This window comes from Streptomyces sp. NPDC048392, from assembly GCF_043200575.1.
Taxonomy (GTDB): Bacteria; Actinomycetota; Actinomycetes; order Streptomycetales; family Streptomycetaceae; genus Streptomyces.
In genome coordinates, this window is sequence record NZ_JBICYB010000002.1 from 429,148 (window position 1) to 448,067 (window position 18,920).

Annotated in this window: 19 protein-coding genes and 1 riboswitch; of the genes, 12 read left to right on the plus strand and 7 right to left on the minus strand. The window is 72.8% G+C overall.

Annotation, left to right across the window (positions count from 1 at the left end):
• The first annotated feature begins 3 nt into the window (after positions 1-3).
• Positions 4-2,022 carry an ABC transporter permease gene (locus ACGFYH_RS05860; RefSeq protein WP_393801866.1) on the plus strand — a complete coding sequence of 673 codons (2,019 nt, stop codon included), beginning with the start codon at positions 4-6 and terminating at the stop codon, positions 2,020-2,022.
• An 81-nt stretch (positions 2,023-2,103) separates the two neighbouring features.
• A complete protein-coding gene (locus ACGFYH_RS05865; RefSeq protein ID WP_393801867.1) occupies positions 2,104-3,099 on the plus strand; it encodes an ABC transporter substrate-binding protein in 996 nt (331 codons plus the stop codon).
• A gap of 39 nt (positions 3,100-3,138) precedes the next feature.
• On the opposite strand, the gene ACGFYH_RS05870 is transcribed toward ACGFYH_RS05865, so the two are convergent.
• Genes ACGFYH_RS05870 through ACGFYH_RS05880 form a run of 3 tightly spaced genes read right to left on the minus strand, consistent with a single transcriptional unit; the run spans position 3,139 to position 4,825 of the window.
• The gene (locus tag ACGFYH_RS05870) at positions 3,139-3,861 is read right to left on the minus strand and encodes an isocitrate lyase/phosphoenolpyruvate mutase family protein (protein ID WP_393801868.1); all 723 of its coding nucleotides are present in this window, start codon (positions 3,859-3,861) and stop codon (positions 3,139-3,141) included.
• Positions 3,858-4,304, minus strand: a complete 447-nt coding sequence (locus ACGFYH_RS05875; RefSeq protein ID WP_393801869.1) for a carboxymuconolactone decarboxylase family protein — start codon at positions 4,302-4,304, stop codon at positions 3,858-3,860. Before ACGFYH_RS05875 ends, ACGFYH_RS05870 begins: the two co-directional genes overlap by 4 nt.
• On the minus strand, positions 4,301-4,825 hold the full coding sequence (locus ACGFYH_RS05880) for a carboxymuconolactone decarboxylase family protein (protein ID WP_393801870.1): 525 nt from the start codon (positions 4,823-4,825) through the stop codon (positions 4,301-4,303). The genes ACGFYH_RS05875 and ACGFYH_RS05880 overlap by 4 nt, the downstream gene beginning before the upstream one ends.
• A 46-nt stretch (positions 4,826-4,871) precedes the next feature.
• Here ACGFYH_RS05880 and ACGFYH_RS05885 point away from each other — a divergent pair, with 46 nt between their 5' ends.
• The 4 genes from ACGFYH_RS05885 to ACGFYH_RS05900 all read left to right on the plus strand — a co-directional run bounded on the left by ACGFYH_RS05885 (position 4,872) and on the right by ACGFYH_RS05900 (position 9,648).
• Complete coding sequence (locus tag ACGFYH_RS05885) at positions 4,872-6,257, plus strand: PLP-dependent aminotransferase family protein (protein ID WP_393801871.1); 1,386 nt, start codon at positions 4,872-4,874, stop codon at positions 6,255-6,257.
• A gap of 90 nt (positions 6,258-6,347) precedes the next feature.
• Complete coding sequence (locus ACGFYH_RS05890; protein ID WP_393801872.1) at positions 6,348-6,722, plus strand: hypothetical protein; 375 nt, start codon at positions 6,348-6,350, stop codon at positions 6,720-6,722.
• Between the two features lie 8 nt (positions 6,723-6,730).
• Entirely contained in the window at positions 6,731-7,915 is a 1,185-nt protein-coding gene (locus ACGFYH_RS05895) for a glutathionylspermidine synthase family protein (RefSeq protein ID WP_393801873.1), read from the plus strand.
• A gap of 170 nt (positions 7,916-8,085) precedes the next feature.
• Positions 8,086-8,172, plus strand: a riboswitch (ZMP/ZTP riboswitch).
• 30 nt (positions 8,173-8,202) lie between these two features.
• Positions 8,203-9,648, plus strand: coding sequence for a glycine hydroxymethyltransferase (locus tag ACGFYH_RS05900; RefSeq protein ID WP_393801874.1), 1,446 nt, complete (start codon positions 8,203-8,205; stop codon positions 9,646-9,648).
• Between the two features lie 14 nt (positions 9,649-9,662).
• On the opposite strand, the gene ACGFYH_RS05905 is transcribed toward ACGFYH_RS05900, so the two are convergent.
• Positions 9,663-10,316: a hypothetical protein gene (locus tag ACGFYH_RS05905; RefSeq protein WP_393801875.1), complete on the minus strand. Its 654-nt coding sequence runs from the start codon at positions 10,314-10,316 to the stop codon at positions 9,663-9,665.
• Between the two features lie 109 nt (positions 10,317-10,425).
• Here ACGFYH_RS05905 and trpS point away from each other — a divergent pair, with 109 nt between their 5' ends.
• The gene (trpS, locus tag ACGFYH_RS05910) at positions 10,426-11,439 is read left to right on the plus strand and encodes a tryptophan--tRNA ligase (RefSeq protein ID WP_393801876.1); all 1,014 of its coding nucleotides are present in this window, start codon (positions 10,426-10,428) and stop codon (positions 11,437-11,439) included.
• A gap of 176 nt (positions 11,440-11,615) precedes the next feature.
• A complete protein-coding gene (locus ACGFYH_RS05915; protein WP_393801877.1) occupies positions 11,616-12,194 on the plus strand; it encodes a 2'-5' RNA ligase family protein in 579 nt (192 codons plus the stop codon).
• Positions 12,195-12,398: 204 nt separating this feature from the next.
• Here ACGFYH_RS05915 and ACGFYH_RS05920 read toward each other — a convergent pair whose 3' ends face one another.
• Positions 12,399-13,154 (minus strand): decaprenylphospho-beta-D-erythro-pentofuranosid-2-ulose 2-reductase, encoded by a 756-nt coding sequence (locus tag ACGFYH_RS05920; RefSeq protein ID WP_393801878.1) that lies wholly within the window; start codon positions 13,152-13,154, stop codon positions 12,399-12,401.
• A 38-nt stretch (positions 13,155-13,192) separates the two neighbouring features.
• Positions 13,193-14,584 (minus strand): FAD-binding protein, encoded by a 1,392-nt coding sequence (locus ACGFYH_RS05925; protein WP_393801879.1) that lies wholly within the window; start codon positions 14,582-14,584, stop codon positions 13,193-13,195.
• Positions 14,585-14,717: 133 nt separating this feature from the next.
• On the opposite strand from ACGFYH_RS05925, the gene ACGFYH_RS05930 reads away from it, so the two are divergent.
• The 4 genes from ACGFYH_RS05930 to ACGFYH_RS05945 are packed head-to-tail and all read left to right on the plus strand — an operon-like array spanning position 14,718 to position 17,638.
• Positions 14,718-15,227: a phosphatase PAP2 family protein gene (locus tag ACGFYH_RS05930; protein WP_393801880.1), complete on the plus strand. Its 510-nt coding sequence runs from the start codon at positions 14,718-14,720 to the stop codon at positions 15,225-15,227.
• Positions 15,220-16,170: a decaprenyl-phosphate phosphoribosyltransferase gene (locus ACGFYH_RS05935; RefSeq protein ID WP_393801881.1), complete on the plus strand. Its 951-nt coding sequence runs from the start codon at positions 15,220-15,222 to the stop codon at positions 16,168-16,170. The genes ACGFYH_RS05930 and ACGFYH_RS05935 overlap by 8 nt, the downstream gene beginning before the upstream one ends.
• The gene (locus ACGFYH_RS05940; protein WP_393801955.1) at positions 16,131-16,670 is read left to right on the plus strand and encodes a GtrA family protein; all 540 of its coding nucleotides are present in this window, start codon (positions 16,131-16,133) and stop codon (positions 16,668-16,670) included. Before ACGFYH_RS05935 ends, ACGFYH_RS05940 begins: the two co-directional genes overlap by 40 nt.
• Positions 16,658-17,638: a YihY/virulence factor BrkB family protein gene (locus ACGFYH_RS05945; protein ID WP_393801882.1), complete on the plus strand. Its 981-nt coding sequence runs from the start codon at positions 16,658-16,660 to the stop codon at positions 17,636-17,638. Before ACGFYH_RS05940 ends, ACGFYH_RS05945 begins: the two co-directional genes overlap by 13 nt.
• Here the strand turns inward: ACGFYH_RS05945 and ACGFYH_RS05950 are convergent.
• A complete protein-coding gene (locus ACGFYH_RS05950) occupies positions 17,586-18,860 on the minus strand; it encodes a D-alanyl-D-alanine carboxypeptidase family protein (protein ID WP_393801883.1) in 1,275 nt (424 codons plus the stop codon). The two genes, ACGFYH_RS05945 and ACGFYH_RS05950, sit on opposite strands and share 53 nt — an antisense overlap.
• Between the last annotated feature and the right edge of the window lie 60 nt (positions 18,861-18,920).

Here is an 18,920-nt window from a genome sequence, read left to right on the forward strand (position 1 = left end):
CGCATGAGTACCGTCCTCACCCCCGCCCCGCCGCCGGCGCCGGTGGAACCGGCGAAGGAACCCGATGCCGCCGAGCCGGGTTCGGTGCTGCACCGACCCTGGGTGCGCCGGCTGCTGCCGCTGGGCATCGCCGCCGCCGTCCTCATACCGCTGGCGGCCGTCCTGTGGGGCAGCGGGACCTGGCCGTCCGAGCTGACCGTCGACGTCAGGACGCCGCTGGACCACGCCTACACCTGGGTCGTGACCAACCGGGAGACCAACCCGGTGTTCCTCTACTTCCTGCTGCACCTGAGCAACTGGTCCGACAGCTCGGTCACCTGGATGACCGACCTGCTGGAGACCGCCGGCTGGTTCCCGGTGATCGCGGCCGCCGTGCTGCTGTCCTGGCGGATCGGCGGTCTGCGCGACCGGCGCGGGCTGAAGCTCGCGGGCGTCACGTTCGCCGCGTTCGCGGTGTGCGGCCTGCTCGGCATGTGGGAAGCCACCATGGAGACCCTCGCCCTCATGGCGGTCGCGGTCGCCGTCTCGGCCGTGCTGGGCGCCCTGCTGGGACTCGGCGGCGGCCTGTCGGACCGCTTCGGGCGGATCCTGCGGCCGGTCCTTGACACCATGCAGATCATGCCGGCGTTCGCGTACCTGCTGCCGCTGGTGCTGCTGTTCGGCATCGGCGTACCGTCCGCGCTGATCGCGACGATCATCTACGCGGCGCCGCCGATGGCCCGCCTGACCTCGCTCGGCCTGCGCGGCGCCGACCCGTCGGTCATGGAGGCGGCCAAGTCGCTGGGCACCAGCCCGGTGCAGCGGCTGCTGACCGCGCGGCTGCCGCTGGCCCGCAAGGAGATCCTGCTGGGCCTGAACCAGACGATCATGATGGCGCTGTCGATGGTCACCATCGCCGCCGTGATCGGCGCGGGCGGCCTCGGCGAGGAGGTGTTCCGCGCGCTGTCCACCGTCGACGTGGGCGGGGCGCTCGCCGCGGGCATCCCGATCGTGCTGCTGGCCGTCTGGCTGGACCGCAGCACCGCCGTCGCCGGTGAGCGGCTCAGCGAGGGAGCCGCCCCGGCCGGATCCTCCTGGCTGCACGGCCGGCGCGCCTGGGCCGTGGCGGCAGGCTCCGGCGCCGTGCTGGGCGTGGTCGGCTGGCGGCTTCTGATCGCCAGATGGCCCGAGGCCTGGGAGGTGAACATCGCCCCGCCCGTCAACGACGCGGTCGGCTGGTTCACCGGCCACCTGGCCGAGGGTGTGCCCGTGCTGGGCGGCACCCGGACCTGGGCGGACAACTTCACCATCTGGGTCCTCGACCCGCTCCGGGACGGCCTGACCGGCGTGCCGTGGTGGCTGCTGGTCCTGCTGGCCGCCGTCCTCGCCCTGCTCGCCGGCGGCTGGGGCGCGATGACGACCGCGGCCCTGGCGATGGCCGGTGTCGGCGTGATCGGCGTATGGACCAACTCCCTGGACACCCTGTCGCAGGCGATCGCGGGCGTGGTCGTCACGCTGGTGCTCGGATTCCTGATCGGCGTGGCGGCGGCCCGCCTACCGCTCCTTGAACGCATGCTGCGGCCCGTCCTGGACACCATGCAGACCCTGCCGCAGTTCATCTACCTGATCCCGGTGGTGGCCCTGTTCAACGTGGGCCGTTCCGCCGCCGTCGCCGCGGCCGTGCTGTACGCGCTGCCCGCCGTCGTCCGGATCACCGTGCAGGGCCTGAAGCAGGTCGACGCCGCGACGCTGGAGGCGGCCCGCTCCATGGGCGCGTCCGCCTTCCAGCAGATCCGCCAGGTGCAGGTGCCGCTGGCCCGGCCCGCGCTGATGCTCGCGCTCAACCAGGGCGTCGTGCTGGTGCTCGCCATGGTCATCGTCGGCGGCTTCGTCGGCTCCGGCGCGCTCGGTTACGACGTCGTCTACGGCCTGCAGAAGAGCCAGCTCGGCGTCGGCCTCTCCGCCGGTGTCGCGATCGTGCTGCTGGGGCTCGTCCTGGACCGCACGACACAGCGGCCGGGCGGGAAGACCGGCACCCGCTAGGCCTGCCCGCACGCCCGTCCCCAACCCGGCCCAGCCTCCCGCAGGAACATCCTGCCTGTCCGAAACGAGAGACACGCTCACATGAAGAACCCCGTGATGAACGCCATGAAGAACAGAAAGCACCTCCTGCGTGCCGCCACCGCGACCGCCGTCGTCCTGGGCGTCACCGGCCTGAGCGCCTGCGGCGCCGCCAAGACGGACTCCTCGTCCTCCTCGTCGGGCGGCGGCTCCGAAACGGTCAACATCGCCGTACCGTCCTGGGTCGGCGCCGAGGCCAACGCGGCCGTCGCCAAGTACCTCCTCGAGAACGAACTCGACACGAAGGTCGAGCTGACGCAGCTCGACGAGTCGGTCGCGTTCGACGCGCTCAACAGCGGCAAGTCCGACGCCATCCTGGAGGACTGGGGCGGCGCGCCGAAGAAGGTGAAGCTGTACGTCGACAGCAAGAAGTCCGTCGTCGAGGGCGGCGACCTCGGCGTGGTCGGTCACATCGGCTGGTTCGTGCCGAAGTACCTCGTGGACGAGCACCCGGAGCTGAAGACCTGGGAAGGCCTCAACAAGAACAAGAACCTGTTCAAGACCGCGGAGAGCGGCGACAAGGGGCAGCTGTTGGAGGGCTCGCCGTCGTACACCACCAACGACGACGCGCTCATCAAGAACCTCGACCTGGACTTCAAGACGGTCTACGCCGGTTCCGAGGCCGCGCAGATCACCCAGATCAAGGAGGACTACAAGGCGAAGAAGCCGTTCATCAGCTACTGGTGGACGCCGCAGTGGCTCAACGCGCAGGTCGACCTCGTCGAGGTGAAGCTGCCCGAGTACAAGGAGGGCTGCGACTCCGACCCTGCCAAGATCGCCTGCGGTTACGCCAAGACACCGCTGAAGAAGTACTTCAGCGCCGACTTCGTCGAGAACAACGAGAAGGCGGCCCAGTTCCTGAAGAACTTCAACTGGTCGGCCGACCAGCAGAACGAGGTCGCCGCGATGATCGCCGACAAGAAGATGAGCTCGGACAAGGCCGCCGCGGCCTGGGTCAAGGCCAACCCTGACGTCTGGAAGGCGTGGCTGCCGAAGTAGGTCCTCGGCCGAAGCGAGCCTCGCCGCGAAACGGCGGGCTCACGTCCTGAGTGCCGCGGCGATCTCCCCCAGCGCGGCCGTCGCGCGGCGTTGCAGCCACGGCCCGAACGTGATCCGAGTGGCCCCGAGTTCACCGAGCGCGGTGAGCGAGGGGCCCTCGCCGTTCCACGGGGCGAACACGTTGACGGGCCCCTGGGTCCCGGCCCGCAGCAGCGGCAGCGCGCCGGTGGGGGCACTGATCGGGTACACGCAGTCGGCACCGGCGGCGACGTAGAGCGCGGCCCGCTCGATCGCCGCCCCAGGGTCGTCCACGCCCCTGATGAACGTGTCGATCCGGGCGTTCAGGAAGAGCCGGTCACCGGCCGCGGCCCGCACCTCGGCCAGCCACTCGGCGTGCTCCGCCGGGTCCTTGAGCACCCCGTCGGCGGAGTCCTCCAGGTTGCAGCCCACGGCGCCCGCCTCCAGCAGCCGCTCCACCAGCTCCTTGGGCGCCAGCCCGTACCCGGCCTCCACGTCCGCCGACACGGGTACGTCCACGGCGCGCACGATCCGCGCGACCGCCGCGAACATCTCGTCGGCCGGGGTCGCCCCGTCCTCGTACCCGAGCGAGGCCGCCACCCCCGCGCTCGGTGTGGCGAGCGCGGGGAACCCTGCCTCCGCGAACACCCGGGCGCTCGCCGCGTCCCAGGGACCCGGCAGGACGAGGGGATCGTCCGGAACCCGGCAGTGGTGCAGGGCGCGAAACGCTGCGGCATCACTCACGGTGTGCAACCCCCCGGCGGGACACGGCGGCCGACCATCAGCCGGTTCCAGCTGTTGATGACGGTGATCAGCCCTACGAGGTGGGCCAGTTCGCCGTCGCCGAAGTGTGCGGCGGCCCGCTCGTACACCGTGTCGGGCACGAACCCCCCGGTCAGGACCGTCACCGCCTCGGTCAGCGCGAGCGCGGCCCGCTCCCGCGCGTCGTACAGGTCCCCGGCCTCCTCCCAGGCGGCGAGCAGACCGAGCCGCTGCTCGCCCTCCCCGTTCCCGCGGGCCAGGGCGTGGTGCATGTCCAGGCAGAAGGCGCAGTGGTTGAGCTGCGAGGCCCGGACCATCACCAGCTCGGCGAGCACGGGGTCGCCGAGCCCCTTTCTGGCCGCCGCGCTCAGCGCGGACAGCGCCTGCCCGACCTCCCGGTCCAGCAGCCGGGTACGTGCCGTCACGCGTGCTGACCGGGCGTGTAGTGGCCCGGCGTCAGCCGGCAGGTCACGCCGAACCGGTTCCAGGCGTTGATCACCGTGATCGCCGCGATCAGCTGCGCCAGCTCCGGCTCGTCGAAGTGCCCGGCGGCCCTCTCGTACACCTCGTCCGGCACGAAGCCGTCGGTCAGTACGGTGACCGCCTCGGTCAGCTCGAACGCCGCCAGTTCCTTCTCCGTGTAGAAGTGCCGCGACTCCTCCCAGGCGGCCAGCTGCACGATCCGCTCGACGCTCTCACCGGCCGCGAGGGCGTCCTTGGTGTGCATGTCCAGGCAGAAGGCGCAGTGGTTGATCTGCGAGGCGCGGATCTTCACCAGTTCGTACAGCGCGGGGTCCAGCCCCCGACTGGCGACGGTGTCGAGCCGGATCATCGCCTTGTAGACCTCGGGCGCGTGCTGGGGCCAGTTCAGCCGGACGGGCAGCTCGGAGGCGTGGCCCGTGGTGTTCGTGCCGGCGGCGTCGGTGTCATCGGTGTGCGTGGTCATGCCTTGAGACTAGGAACGAAGCAGCCCAGGGGTATGGTCCACTTCCATGGCGGAATCATGGGCCACTCTCGGCGTCGACCTGCACCTGGAACCCACCGGACCGGGTATTCGCCGCGGCCTGTCCGACGCCCTGCGCGAGGCCGTCCGCACCGGCCGCCTGGCCCCCGGCACCCGGCTGCCCTCGTCCCGCACGCTCGCCGCCGACCTCGGCATCGCCCGCAACACCGTCGCCGACGCCTACGCCGGCCTCGTCGCCGAGGGCTGGCTCACCGCGCGACAGGGATCGGGCACCCGCGTCGCCGAGCGCGTCGTCGCCCCGCCGGCCGGTGCCTCGGCCCGGCGCTCCCGGGAGCACGCCCGCCCCGCCTACGACCTGCGCCCGGGCACCCCCGACCTCGCCTCCTTCCCCCGCGCCCAGTGGCTCAGGGCCGCCCGCCGCGCGGTCACCGCCGCTCCCCACGAAGTCTTCGGCTACGGCGACCCCCGCGGCCGGCCCGAGCTGCGCACCGCACTGGCCGGCTACCTCGCCCGGGCCCGCGGCGTGCGCGCCGACCCCGAGACCCTGCTGGTCTGCGGCGGGGTCGCGCACGGCCTCGCGCTGCTGGCCGGCGTACTGCGGGCGCGCGGCGTGCACACCGTGGCCGTCGAGTCGTACGGTCTCCACGTCCACCGCGACCTGCTCAGGACGGCCGGCCTGCGGACCGTACCGCTGCCCCTCGACGACCGGGGAGCGGTTCCGGGCACGCTCGGCGGCGTGGGTGCGGTGCTCCTGACGCCCGCCCACCAGTTCCCGACGGGCGTCCCGCTGCACCCCGACCGCAGGGCGGCCCTCCTGGACTGGGCGCACCGCACCGGCGGGCTGATCCTGGAGGACGACTACGACGGCGAGTTCCGCTACGACCGTCAGCCGGTCGGCGCCCTCCAGGACCTCGGCCCCGAGCACGTCGTTTTCCTGGGCACCGCCAGCAAGTCCCTCGCACCCGGCCTCCGCCTGGGCTGGATGGCGCTGCCGCCGTCCTTCGTCGGCGACGTCGCGGACAGCCTGGCGAGCCGTACCCCGGGCGTCCTCGACCAGCTGACCCTCGCGCGGTTCCTCGACTCCGGCGACTACGACCGGCACGTCCGGTCCGCCCGCCTGCGCTACCGGCGCCGCCGCGACGCCCTGGTAGCCGCCCTCGCCGAGCGTGCCCCCGGGGTCCGCGTCACCGGCATCGCCGCCGGGCTGCACGCCGTGCTCCAACTGCCGCCCGGCACCGAGCAGCAGGCCGTACGGGCCGCCGCCTGGCACGGACTCGCGGTCCACGGCCTGTCCATGTTCCGGCACCCGGACACGGCCGTCGCCCCACGGGACGCCCTCGTCGTCGGCTACGGCACCCCGCCCGACCATGCCTGGGCGGGGGCACTGGACGCCCTGTGCCGGGCACTGCCGTAAAGTCCACCCGCGACGGCGGGCCGTGCACTCGACCGGCCCAACTGCCGTACATCCGCACGGGCAACGGACGGACAACGGGGAGACAGTGACATGGCGGAGACCCGGCGACGGCTGAGGTCGAGCACCGTGGTGCTCGGCGGCATGGGCGTGCTCGCGGCGGCCCTGAGCGCATGCGGTTCGGACCCCGACCGCCGCTGTGTGGACCGTGACAGCTACGAGTATCCCAACGGCTACAAGGTCGTCGCCGACAAGAACTGCAAGCCGGGTCCGTCCGGAGGTTCGTACGGAGGTTCCTACGGCAAGGGCGGAAAGCAGAAGGGCGCGTCGAAGTCCGCGGGCGACGCCGACTGGTACTACGACGGCGACGTCGGCGACGGCTGGGCCGACTCCGGCACCTTCAGCCGGTCCGAGGCCGTCGACCGGGGCGGCTTCGGCTGCTCGGGCTCCGGCAGCGGCGGCGGCTGAGCCCGCCCGTGGAACGCCGCACGCTCGCCCCGCGCCCCGACTGGCAGCGGACCGTCGAGGAACAGGGGCTGATCTACCCGCTGACCCGCTACCCCGACGACTCCCTGCGCCCCTACTGGGACGAGAGCGCCTGCTACGTCTTCTCGCTGCCGGAGGTCGAGGCTCTGGAGGAGGTCGTCGAGGAACTCCACCGCATGTGCCTGGCGGCCGCCGGGCACATCGTCACCGAGGACCGCTTCACCGATCTCGGCATCACCGACCCGCGCGTCGTCCGCGCGGTCACCGAGGCCTGGCACCGCCGCGCCGAACTCCCCTCCGTGTACGCCCGCTTCGACCTGCGCTACGACGGCACGGGGCCCGCCAAGCTCCTGGAGTACAACGCGGACACCCCGACGTCCCTCGTCGAGGCCGCGTCTGCGCAGTGGTTCTGGATGGAGGACCGCTTCCCCGGCGCCGACCAGTGGAACAGCCTCCACGAGCGCCTCGTCGACGCCTGGAGGAAGCAGGCCGCCCTCCTCCCGCCCGGCAACCCCCTGTACTTCGCGCACTCCTCGGACGACGAACTCGGCGAGGACCTCATGACGGTCGCCTACCTCAAGGAGACCGCCGAGCAGGCCGGCCTGGAGACCGGCTGGATCTCCATGGAGGAGATCGGCTGGGACCGCCTCTCCGGCCGCTTCGTCGACAACGGGCTCCGCTTCATCCGCAGCCTCTTCAAGCTCTACCCGTGGGAGTGGCTCACCACCGACCGCTTCGCCGGCCACGTCCTGGACACCCTCGACAACGGCGGCGGCACCGGCACCACCCTGTGGATCGAGCCCGCCTGGAAGATGCTGCTCAGCAACAAGGCCCTGCTGGCGGTCCTCTGGGAGCTGTACCCCGGCCACCCCAACCTCCTCCCGGCCTACCTGGACGGCCCGCGTGAGCTGGCCGCCACGACGGGCTGGGCCGCCAAGCCCCTGCTGGGCCGCGAGGGAGCGGGCGTGACGATCCACGAGCGCGGCACACCGACCGCCCACCGCGACGAACCCTGCTGCTACCAGGAGCTGGCCCCCCTGCCCGCCTTCGACGGCAACCACGTCGTCCTGGGCGCCTGGGTCGTGGAGGACGAGTCGGCGGGCCTGGGCATCCGGGAGTCCTCGGGCCTGGTGACGGACGAGTACGCCCGCTTCCTGCCCCACGTCATCCTGTGAGCGCCCCGTAGCGGGTGCGCGGCAGAGGGTGCGCGGCGCGCCGGGTGCGGCTTGGCCGCGCGGGCGGGACCGGCCACGAGGGACCCGCGGCCCCGCGACGAACGACGACCGCGCGGGCGCTCCCGCATCGCGGACACCGACAGCACCGCCGCAACCCACCCGGTAGCCTGGCACCGGGCCGTGACTGGCGCGCGAGGATGGGACGAACCATCGGGAAGCGGTCCGAGCGACGAGTGCCGAGCGCCTGGGCCGACCTGAACGCTGATTTCCGACGTCCGGAGGCCCTCATGTCCGCAGAAGCCACCCCCGAGTCCACCGCCTACCGCGCCGCCCTCGACGTCATCCGCGCCGTCGAACCCCGCGTCGCGGACGCCATCGGCCAGGAGGTCGCCGACCAGCGCGAGATGCTCAAACTGATCGCGTCGGAGAACTACGCCTCCCCGGCCACCCTCCTGGCGATGGGCAACTGGTTCAGCGACAAGTACGCCGAGGGCACCATCGGCCGCCGCTTCTACGCCGGCTGCCGCAACGTCGACACCGTCGAGTCCCTGGCCGCCGAGCACGCGCGCGAGCTGTTCGGCGCCCGCCACGCCTACGTCCAGCCGCACTCCGGCATCGACGCCAACCTGGTCGCCTTCTGGGCGGTGCTCGGCGCCCGCGTCGAGGCGCCCTTCCTGGAGAAGACCGGCGTCCGCCAGGTCAACGACCTCACCGACGCCGACTGGGCCGAGCTGCGCCGGGCCTTCGGCAACCAGCGGATGCTCGGCATGTCCCTGGACGCCGGCGGCCACCTCACCCACGGTTTCCGCCCGAACATCTCCGGCAAGATGTTCGACCAGCGCTCCTACGGCACCGACCCGGCCACCGGCCTCATCGACTACGAGGCCCTGCGCGCCTCCGCCCGCGAGTTCAAGCCGCTGATCCTCGTCGCCGGCTACTCCGCGTACCCCCGGCTGGTGAACTTCCGGATCATGCGCGAGATCGCCGACGAGGTCGGCGCGACCCTCATGGTCGACATGGCGCACTTCGCCGGTCTCGTCGCGGGCAAGGTGCTCACCGGCGACTTCGACCCGGTCCCGCACGCCCAGATCGTCACGACGACCACGCACAAGTCGCTGCGCGGCCCGCGCGGCGGCATGGTCCTGTGCGACGACTCCCTCAAGGACCAGGTCGACCGCGGCTGCCCGATGGTCCTCGGCGGTCCGCTCCCGCACGTCATGGCCGCCAAGGCCGTCGCCCTCGCCGAGGCCAGGCAGCCCGCGTTCCAGGACTACGCCCGGCGCATCGTCGACAACGCCCGCGCCCTCGCCGAGGGCCTGGTGCGGCGCGGCGCCACCCTGGTGACCGGCGGCACGGACAACCACCTCAACCTGATCGACGTGGCGTCCTCCTACGGCCTCACCGGCCGCCAGGCCGAGGCCGCCCTCCTCGACTCCGGCATCGTCACCAACCGCAACGCCATCCCGGCCGACCCGAACGGCGCCTGGTACACCTCCGGCATCCGCATCGGCACCCCGGCGCTGACCACGCGCGGCCTCGGCACCGCGGAGATGGACGAGGTCGCGGGCCTGATCGACCGCGTCCTGACCTCGGCGGAGCCCGGCACCACCAAGTCCGGCGCCCGGTCCAAGGCCTCCCACGTCCTCGACGCCAAGATCGCCGACGAGATCTCGCACCGCGCGACCGACCTGGTGGCCGGCTTCCCGCTGTACCCGGAGATCGACCTCGGCTGAGGCCGGCCAGGGCCCTACCAGAGGTCGATCAGCTCCTGACGCGGCTCCCCGCGCGGCGGTCCGGCACGGTACCGGTCCGCCGCGCGGCGTATCAGCAGCGTCCCCGTGACGCCCGCCCCGAGCCCGGCGGCGGCCCACCACCCCCCGTCCCGCCCGCCCTCGTCCCCTCCGGCGCCGGTCCCGTCCGCCGCCGGGAAGCCCTCCTCGGTCAGCCGCGCGTAGGTGTCCCGCGGCACCCGGTGCCAGCGGATGTCGTCGTCCGCCACGTCCGGCGCCGGATCGGTGCGCACCCACGGCGTGCCGTCCTCGGCCAGAAACAGCTGGTCCTGACGCAGCATCGCCACGTCCCCGCCCGGCGCCCGCCGCGTCCGCGGCCACCCCCCGACGCCGGTCAACCCCCACAGCACCGTGAACCGCACCGGGGGACGGTGGTCCCGCGTCGAGTCCTCCGGAACCGGCCCGGTCCGCGAACGCGTCGGGTCGAGCAGGCTCCGCAACCGGTCGAAGTCCCGCTCACCCGCGTGCCAGGACGCGGTGCGCCCTGTCCCGTTCCACACGATCACGGCCATGTCCGGCTCCTCCAGGGGCGCCGTACCGTCCGCCACCGCGGGCTGCGGCACCCCCGCCCACAGCACCGCGGCGATCGCCGCTCCCGCCCACCACCGCACACCGCACCCCTCCCTTTCCCGCCCTTGTTACACCCCTGCGGACGTAAGGGAGCCCTCCGGTACCGAACCAGTGCCCGGCCGCCCCGCGCGGCCTGAGAGAATGGTGAACATGGCCAACGATCGCCCCCGCGTGCTCTCCGGTATCCAGCCGACCTCCGGCTCGTTCCACCTCGGCAACTACCTCGGCGCCGTCCGCCAGTGGGTCGACATGCAGAACACCCATGACGCGTTCTACACGGTCGTCGACCTGCACGCGATCACGGTTCCGCAGGACCCGAAGGAGCTGCGCGAGAACACCCGCGTCGCCGCCGCCCAGCTCCTCGCCGCCGGCCTGGACCCGGACCGCTGCACCCTGTTCGTGCAGAGCCACGTCCCCGAGCACGCGCAGCTCGGCTGGCTGATGAACTGCATCACCGGGTTCGGCGAGGCCTCCCGGATGACCCAGTTCAAGGACAAGTCCGCCAAGCAGGGCAACGACCGCACCACCGTCGGCCTCTTCACGTACCCGATGCTGATGGTCGCCGACATCCTGCTCTACCGGGCCGACCAGGTCCCCGTCGGCGAGGACCAGCGCCAGCACCTGGAGCTGACCCGCGACCTCGCGGACCGCTTCAACCAGACCTACGGCGACGCCTTCACCGTCCCGAGCGCCCACATCCTCAAGGAGACGGCGAAGATCTACGACCTTCAGGACCCGACCGCCAAGATGAGCAAGTCGGCGGCCACCCCGAAGGGCCTGATCAGCCTGCTCGACGAGCCGAAGGCCACCGCCAAGAAGGTCAGGAGCGCGGTCACGGACACCGACACCGTGGTCCGCTACGACCGCGAGCACAAGCCGGGCGTCAGCAACCTGCTGACGATCTACTCCACCCTCACCGGTGCGCAGATCCCGGAGCTGGAGCGGAAGTACGAGGGCAAGGGCTACGGCGCGCTGAAGACGGACCTCGCCGACGTCGTCGTGGAGTTCGTCACGCCCTTCCGGGAGCGCACCCAGCAGTACCTCGACGACCCGGAGACGCTCGACGCGATCCTCGCCAAGGGCGCGGAGAAGGCCAGGAGCGTCGCCGCGGAGACCCTCGCCCGGGCGTACGACATGGTGGGCTTCCTCCCCGCCAAGCACTGACCGGCGGCACGGCCGCGACACCGCCGGCGAACAGGCACCCCGGCACCGCCCGTGCGCCCCGGCACGCCGCCGTAGCGCCGCACATCACTCCGCTTGCGCCTGCCCGGGGCACGGTGGTGGCCGTACAGTCGGTATCCGGGTGTCCGACAGAACGACACGTAACGACAGGAGACGAAGTGGGGACCGTAACGATCGGCGTGTCGATCGCGGTCCCGGAGCCTCACGGCAGCAAGCTCCAGCAGCTGCGCGCGGGCTTCGGCGACGCCGCCGCTCACGGCATCCCCACGCACGTCACCCTGCTGCCGCCGACCGAGGTCGACGGCGCCGCGCTGCCCGCGATCGAGGCACACCTGGCGGAGGTGGCGGCGCGCGGCCGTCCCTTCCCGATGCGGCTGTCCGGCACCGGCACCTTCCGCCCGCTCTCGCCGGTCGTCTTCGTCCAGGTGGTCGAGGGCGCCGCGGCCTGCTCCTGGCTGCAGAAGCGGTTGCGCGACGCGTCCGGTCCCGTTCCACGCGAGCTGCAGTTCCCGTACCACCCGCACGTCACCGTGGCGCACGGCATCGAGGAAGCGGCGATGGACCGCGCCTACGAGGAGCTGTCCGACTACGAGGCCCAGTGGCCCTGCACCGGCTTCGCGCTGTACGAGCAGGGTCCCGACGGGGTGTGGCGCAAGCTGCGCGAGTTCCCCTTCGGCAGCGCCACGGTGCCCCCGCAGGCGGGACGCGTGGAGAGCGGCACCCTGCCCACCCGGTAGCCGGGGCGGGTCCGGCGTCTTGCACCGGTAGTCGCCGGGACACCTTCTCGCGGCAGGTGCCGTACCGGGAGTGGTGGCGTGTCCGTCCGGTGGCCGGGGCGGGTCCGGCGTCTTACACCGGCAGTCGGCGGAACACCCCCCGCGGCAGGTGCCGCACCGGGAGTGGTGGCGTGTCCGTCCGGTGGCCGGGGCGGGTCCGGCGTCTTACACCGGCAGTCGGCGGAACACCCCCCGCGGCAGGTGCCGCACCGCCGACATCACCGCCCGCAGCGCGCCCGGCACCCACACCGTCTCCGAGCGCCGCCGCAGCCCCAGCTCGATCGCCGTGGCGACCGCCTCGGGCGTCGTGGCGAGCGGCGCCTCCTCCATCCCCGCGGTCATCCGCGACCGTACGAAGCCGGGACGCACGACCATGACGTGCACGCCCGTGCCATGCAGCGCGTCACCCAGGCCCTGCGCGAAGGCGTCCAGGCCGGCCTTGCTTGAGCCGTAGATGAAGTTGGCGCGGCGGGCCCGCTCGCCGGCCACGGAGGAGAGCACCACCAGTGAGCCGTGGCCCTGCGCCTGCAGGGCGCGCGCGGCGACCAGGCCCGCCGAGACCGCCCCGGTGTAGTTGGTCTGCGCGACCCGCACGGCGTTCAGCGGTTCACGCTCGTCGTGCGCCTGGTCGCCCAGGATGCCGAAGGCCAGCAGCACCAGATCGATGTCGCCCTCGGCGAACACCTTGCCGAGCACCGCGTCGTGCGACTCGGGGTCCAGCGCGTCGAAGGCGACCGTACGCACCTCGGCGCCGAGCCCGCGCACCTCCTCGGCGGCGGCGTCCAGGGCGGGGGAGGGGCGTCCGGCCAGCCACACCGTGCGGGTGCGGCGGGCCACCAGACGGCGCACGGTGGCGAGCGCGATCTCGGACGTACCGCCGAGGACGAGGAGGGACTGGGGGAGGCCGAAGGCGTCCTTCACGACAGCTCCAGAGACAGCGGGAGAGGGGCGGGGCGGGCTCAGAGGGCGAGGCGGCGGGCCAGGTCGGACACGAACACCCCGTGCGGGTCCAGCTCCGCGCGCAGGGCGCGGAAGTCGTCCAGCCGCGGGTACATCGCGGCGAGCAGTTCCGGCCGCAGCCGGGAGTCCTTGGCGAGGTAGACCCGGCCGCCGGCCCCGGCGACCTCCTCGTCCAGCTCGTCCAGGAAGGCGCCGAGGCCCGGCAGGCCCGCCGGGATGTCCAGGGCGAGAGTCCAGCCGGGCAGGGGGAAGGAGAGCCAGCCCGGGTCGGCCTCGCCGAAGCGTTTGAGGACGGCCAGGAAGGACGGGCAGCGGCGGGCGGAGAGGCGCCGCACGATCCGGCGCAGGGCCTCCTCCCGGCCGTGTCCGACGACGAACTGGTACTGCACGAAGCCGCCGCGGCCGTAGACCCGGTTCCAGTGCGGGACACCGTCCAGCGGGTGGAAGAAGGTGGAGATCCGCTGGATCCGGCCCCGGCAGGCGCGGGGGGCCTTGCGGTACCAGAGTTCGTTGAACAGGCCGACCGTGCTCCGGCCGAGCAGCCCGTCCGGGAGGAGGTCGGGGGCGGCGGGCAGGCGGGAGGTGCGGAAGGCCAGCGGCTCCCGCCGCGCGCGTGAGCGGGCGGGCAGCGCGTCGAGGGGCGCGTGGTCGCCGCGCGTCAGCACCGCGCGGCCGGTCGCCCTGCCGCGCGCGAGGAGGTCGATCCAGGCGACCGAGTAGCGGTAGCGGTGGTCGGTGGCCGTCAGACGGTCCATCAGGTCGTCGAGGTCGGTGGCGCGCTCGGTGTCGACCGACATCAGCGCGGTCTCGACCGGCTGGAGCCGCAGGGTCGCGGTGAGGATCACCCCCGTCAGCCCCATGCCGCCCGCGGTCGCGTCGAACAGGGGCGTCCCCGGGGTGACGGTGCGGACCCGGCCGTCGGCGGTGAGCAGCTCCAGGGAGACCACGTGCCGCGCGAAGGACCCGGACACGTGGTGGTTCTTGCCGTGGATGTCCGCGCCGATCGCCCCGCCGACCGTGACGTAACGGGTGCCTGGCGTCACCGGCACGAACCAGCCGAGCGGCAGCAGTACCTTCATCAGCCGGTGCAGGGAGACCCCCGCGTCGCAGAGCACGGTGCCGCCTGCGACGTCGATGGCGTGGACCCGGTCGAGGGCCGTCATGTCGAGCACGGCACCCCCCGCGTTCTGTGCGGCGTCCCCGTACGCCCGCCCCAGCCCTCTCGCGATGCTGCCGCGGGCCCCGCACTGCCGGACGGCGACGGCGGCCTCCTCGTACGTCCGCGGACGGACGAGGAGCGCCGCGGTGGGCGCGGTGCGGCCCCAGCCGGTGACGGTGCCCCAGTCGGCGTCGGGGTCCCGCTCGGTGTCGGGAACGGTGTCGGCAGACATGGCGGTGACCGTATCGCCCCTAAGTGAATGATTGGTTCCAGAACATTCTGCCCGTCCCTGAAACGGGTGATTAATGGTATGTCGCTCCGGTGTGCCCGACTTCCCGTGCCGCGGGCGTGAACAGTGAGTGCACATGGACGACCTCGACGACATGGACCACCGGATCGTCACGGCGCTCAGAGCCTGCGGCACGGACCCGCGCGTGGCCGGCGCCGCGCGTGCCCTGTCCTGGGCCGGGGAGCACGGGGCGCTGTGGCTCGCGGCCGGCCTCGCCGGAGCCGCCGCGGACGCGCCCCGGCGCACGGCCTGGCTGCGCGGCACCGCGCTCACCGCGGGCGCCCACCTCGTCAGCATGGGCGTGAAGCGGGTCGTGCGCCGCCCCCGCCCCGCGCACGTCGTGCCCCTGGTCCACACCGCCGGCCGGCATTCCTTCCCCAGCTCCCACGCCACCTCGGCCACGGCGGCCGCCGTCGTCTTCGGCGCCCTCGGCGTGCGTGCCGCCTGGCCGCTCGCCGCCGCGGTGTGCGCCTCCCGGCTGGTCGTAGGCGTCCACTACCCCTCGGACGTCGCGGCGGGCGCCGCCCTGGGCGCGCTCACGGCCCGCCTCGGCGCCGACTGGATGCGCGGAGGCACCCGTGACTGACACCGCCGTCCTGCGCCAACGCGCCCCGGAACAGCAGCGGGAGCCCGCACCGCCGCGCAAGAGGGACATCCCGGGCGGCCTGCTCAGGACCGCGCGCCCCCGCCAGTGGGTCAAGAACGTCCTGGTCGTCGCCGCCCCGGCCGCCGCCGGTGAGCTGTTCTCCGCGCACGCCCTCGGCCGGCTCGCCCTGGTCTTCGTCCTGTTCACCGCCTGCGCCGCCGCCGTCTACCTCGTCAACGACGCCCGCGACGCCGAGGCCGACCGCGCCCACCCCGTCAAACGGCACCGCCCGGTCGCCGCCGGACAGGTTCCGGTGCCGCTCGCCCACGCCGTCGGAGGCGTTCTGGGCGTCCTCGCGCCCGCCGTCGCGGCCTGGCTGTGCCCGCCGCCCGTCGCGGCCCTGCTGACCGCCTACCTGGTGATGCAACTGGCCTACTGCGTCTGCCTCAAGCACGTCCTGGTCGTCGACCTCGCCGTCGTCACCACCGGCTTCCTGATGCGGGCGATGATCGGCGGACTCGCGCTCGGCATCCCCCTGTCGCGCTGGTTCCTCATCACGACCGGCTTCGGCGCGCTGTTCATGGTCGCCGCCAAGCGCTACTCCGAAGCCGTGCAGATGGCCGAGAAGGCGGGCGCCACGCGCGCGTTGCTCACCGAGTACACCACCGGCTACCTCCGCTTCGTCTGGCAGCTCGCCGCCGGTGTCGCGGTCCTCGGCTACTGCCTGTGGGCCATGGAGGAGGGCGGCGTCCCGCACACCAGCGTGCTGCCCTGGCGCCAGCTGTCCATGGTCGCCTTCGTGCTGGCCGTCCTGCGCTACGCCGTCTTCGCCGACCGCGGCACCGCCGGCGAACCCGAGGACGTCGTCCTGCGCGACCGCGCCCTCGCGCTGATCGGCGTGGTCTGGATCGCGATGTACGGGCTGGCGGTGGCCAATTGGTAGCCGACCGGCGCGAACTGCTCGGCTTCGCCTCCGTCGGCCTGCTCGCCTGCGCCGTCGACCTCGGCCTCTTCACCTGCCTGCGCGGTCCGGCCGGACTCGGCCCGCTCACCGCCAAGACGCTCTCCTTCGTCGCCGGCTGCTCGGTCGCCTACGCGGGCAACGCGCTGGGCACCTACCGGCACACCCGCCCCCGAGGCCTGCGCCCCTGCGCCGTGTTCTTCGCCGTGAACGCCGCGGGCGCCGCCGTGCAGCTCCTCTGCCTGGCCGTCAGCCACTACGGTCTCGGCCTCACCTCACAGCGTGCCGACACGGTCTCCGGTGCGGGGATCGGCATGCTCCTGGGCACGATCCTGCGCTTCTGGGGCACAAGGACACTGGTCTTCCGGTCCGGCGACGGAACCGGTGACGGCATCGGCGACGCATCCGGAGAGGGACACCGGGGCCGGACGAGATCGTGGAACGGGACGAGCGGGGGCAGGGTCGGATCATGGACTGGCTGAAGAAGCTCCCCGTCGTGGGGCCCTGGATCGCGCGCCTGATGATCACGCACGCGTGGCGCTCGTACGAGCGGCTGGACCGGGTGAAGTGGGCGCGGCTGGCCGCGGCCATGACCTTCACCAGCTTCGTCGCGCTCTTCCCGCTGCTCAGCCTGGCCGCCGCCGTCGCCGCCGCCACGCTCAGCGAGAAGCAGCAGGACCAGCTCCAGGACAAGATCGCCGAGCAGATCCCCGGCATCTCCGACCAGCTGAACATCCAGGGGCTCGTCGACAACGCCGGCACCGTCGGCATCATCGCCGGTCTGCTGCTGCTGGTCACGGGCATGGGCTGGGCCGAGGCCACCCGGGGCTGTCTGCGGGCCGTCTGGGAGCTGCCCGACGAGGAGGAGAACCCGATCCTGCACCGGGCCAAGGACGCGGGCGTCCTCGTCGGCCTCGGCGGCGCGCTGCTGGTCACCGTCGGCATCTCCACCGTCGCCTCGGCCCTGGTCGGCTGGATCATCCGCTCGATCGGCCTCGCCGAGGGCGGTGTCGGCGGCGTCCTGCTCTACATCGCGGCCTTCGCCGTCGCCGTGCTCGCCGACTTCCTCCTGTTGCTGTACGTGCTGACCCTGCTCCCCGGCGTCCAGCCCGAGCGCCGCCGCCTGGTGGTGGCGGCGCTGATCGGAGCGGTCGGCTTCGAACTGCTCAAGCTGCTGCTCAGCGGCTATATGCAGGGCGTCGCGGCGAAGAGCATGTACGGCGCCTTCGGTGTCCCCGTCGCCCTGCTGCTGTGGATCAACTTCACCTCGAAGCTGGTGCTGTTCTGCGCCTCCTGGACGGCGACGGGCAGCAAGGCGCAGGAGGCCGGGGACGAGGCCGCCGGGGACGAGGCCGCCGGGGAAGACGGTGCCGGGGGCTCCGGGGGCGGGCGGGGTGTCACGGACGGGTCCGGCGGCGGACCAGGTCCGGCAGCGGCCACTTCCGGTTGACCAGGAACGCGCCCCCCGCGAGCAGCACCAGCACCCCCGCGGTGATGCCGGCCGCGATCCCGACCCCGCCGGAGCCGCCCACGGCCTGGGCGCCCGCCACCGGCTTCGTGCCCGCGCCGCCCTTCCCGGTACCGCCCGCCTCACCGGAGGCCTCGGGCGCGGGACTCGCCTGGGCGGCGCTCTTCGGGCGCACCAGCTCACCCACCGGCCGCACCTCGCCGGCCGCCTCGAAGCCCCAGTCGAAGAGCCGGGCGGCCTCCTTGTAGACCGCGTTGTGCTCGTCCTTGGCCGGGTTCATCACCGTGACCAGCAGCACCTTGCCGCCCTGCTCCGCGACGCCCGTGAAGGTGTTGCCCGCGTTGGTGGTGTAGCCGTTCTTGACGCCCGCGATGCCCGGGTAGACCTCCACGTCCGTGTCGCCGGCCAGGAGCCGGTTGGTGTTCTGGATCTCGAAGGGCTTGCGGGCCGTCTTCCCCTTCTTGTCCTTCTTCGTCTCGCCCGGGAACTTCGCGCGGACCGTCGAGGCGTACTCGCGGAAGTCCTCCTTCTGGAGCCCCGAACGGGCGAACAGCGTCAGGTCGTACGCGGAGGAGACCTGCCCCGGCATGTCGTACCCGTCGGGGCTGACGGCGGTGGTGTCGAGGGCCTGCAGCTCCTCGGCGTGCTCGTTCATGTCCTGGACGGTCTTCTTGACGCCGCCGTTCATCGCGGACAGCACGTGCACGGCGTCGTTGCCGGAACGCAGGAACACCCCGAGCCACAGATCGTGGACCGTGTAGGTCTCCTCCTCCTTGACGCCGACCAGGCTGGATCCCGACCCCATGCCCGCCAGATCGGAGATCTCCACCCTGTGCTTCGCGGTCTTCGGCCACTTCGGCAGCAGCGTGTCGGCGAAGAGCATCTTCAGGGTGCTCGCCGGGGCCAGCCGCCAGTGCGCGTTGTGGGCGGCCAGCACGTCGCCCGACTCGGCGTCCGCCACGATCCACGAACGGGCGGTGAGGTCCTTCGGCAGAACGGGTGCCCCGCCCGCCAGATCCACCTGCGTCCCGGCCTTCCCGAGCCGGGTGCCGCCCACCGTCGACATCGACGCCGGGGGAGTCGCCGACGGACTCGCCGACGGGCTCGGGGCGGCGAGCGCGGCGGGGGAGAGGACGGCGAGAGCGGTCAGGGCGGCGGAGGCGGCCGTCAGGGATCGCCTGAGGGCCTTCTTGGGTGCGGGCACGAGCGGAAACGTACCCCTCGCGAGCGGGCCCGTCCCACCCCCCTCCCCACCCCGCGCACG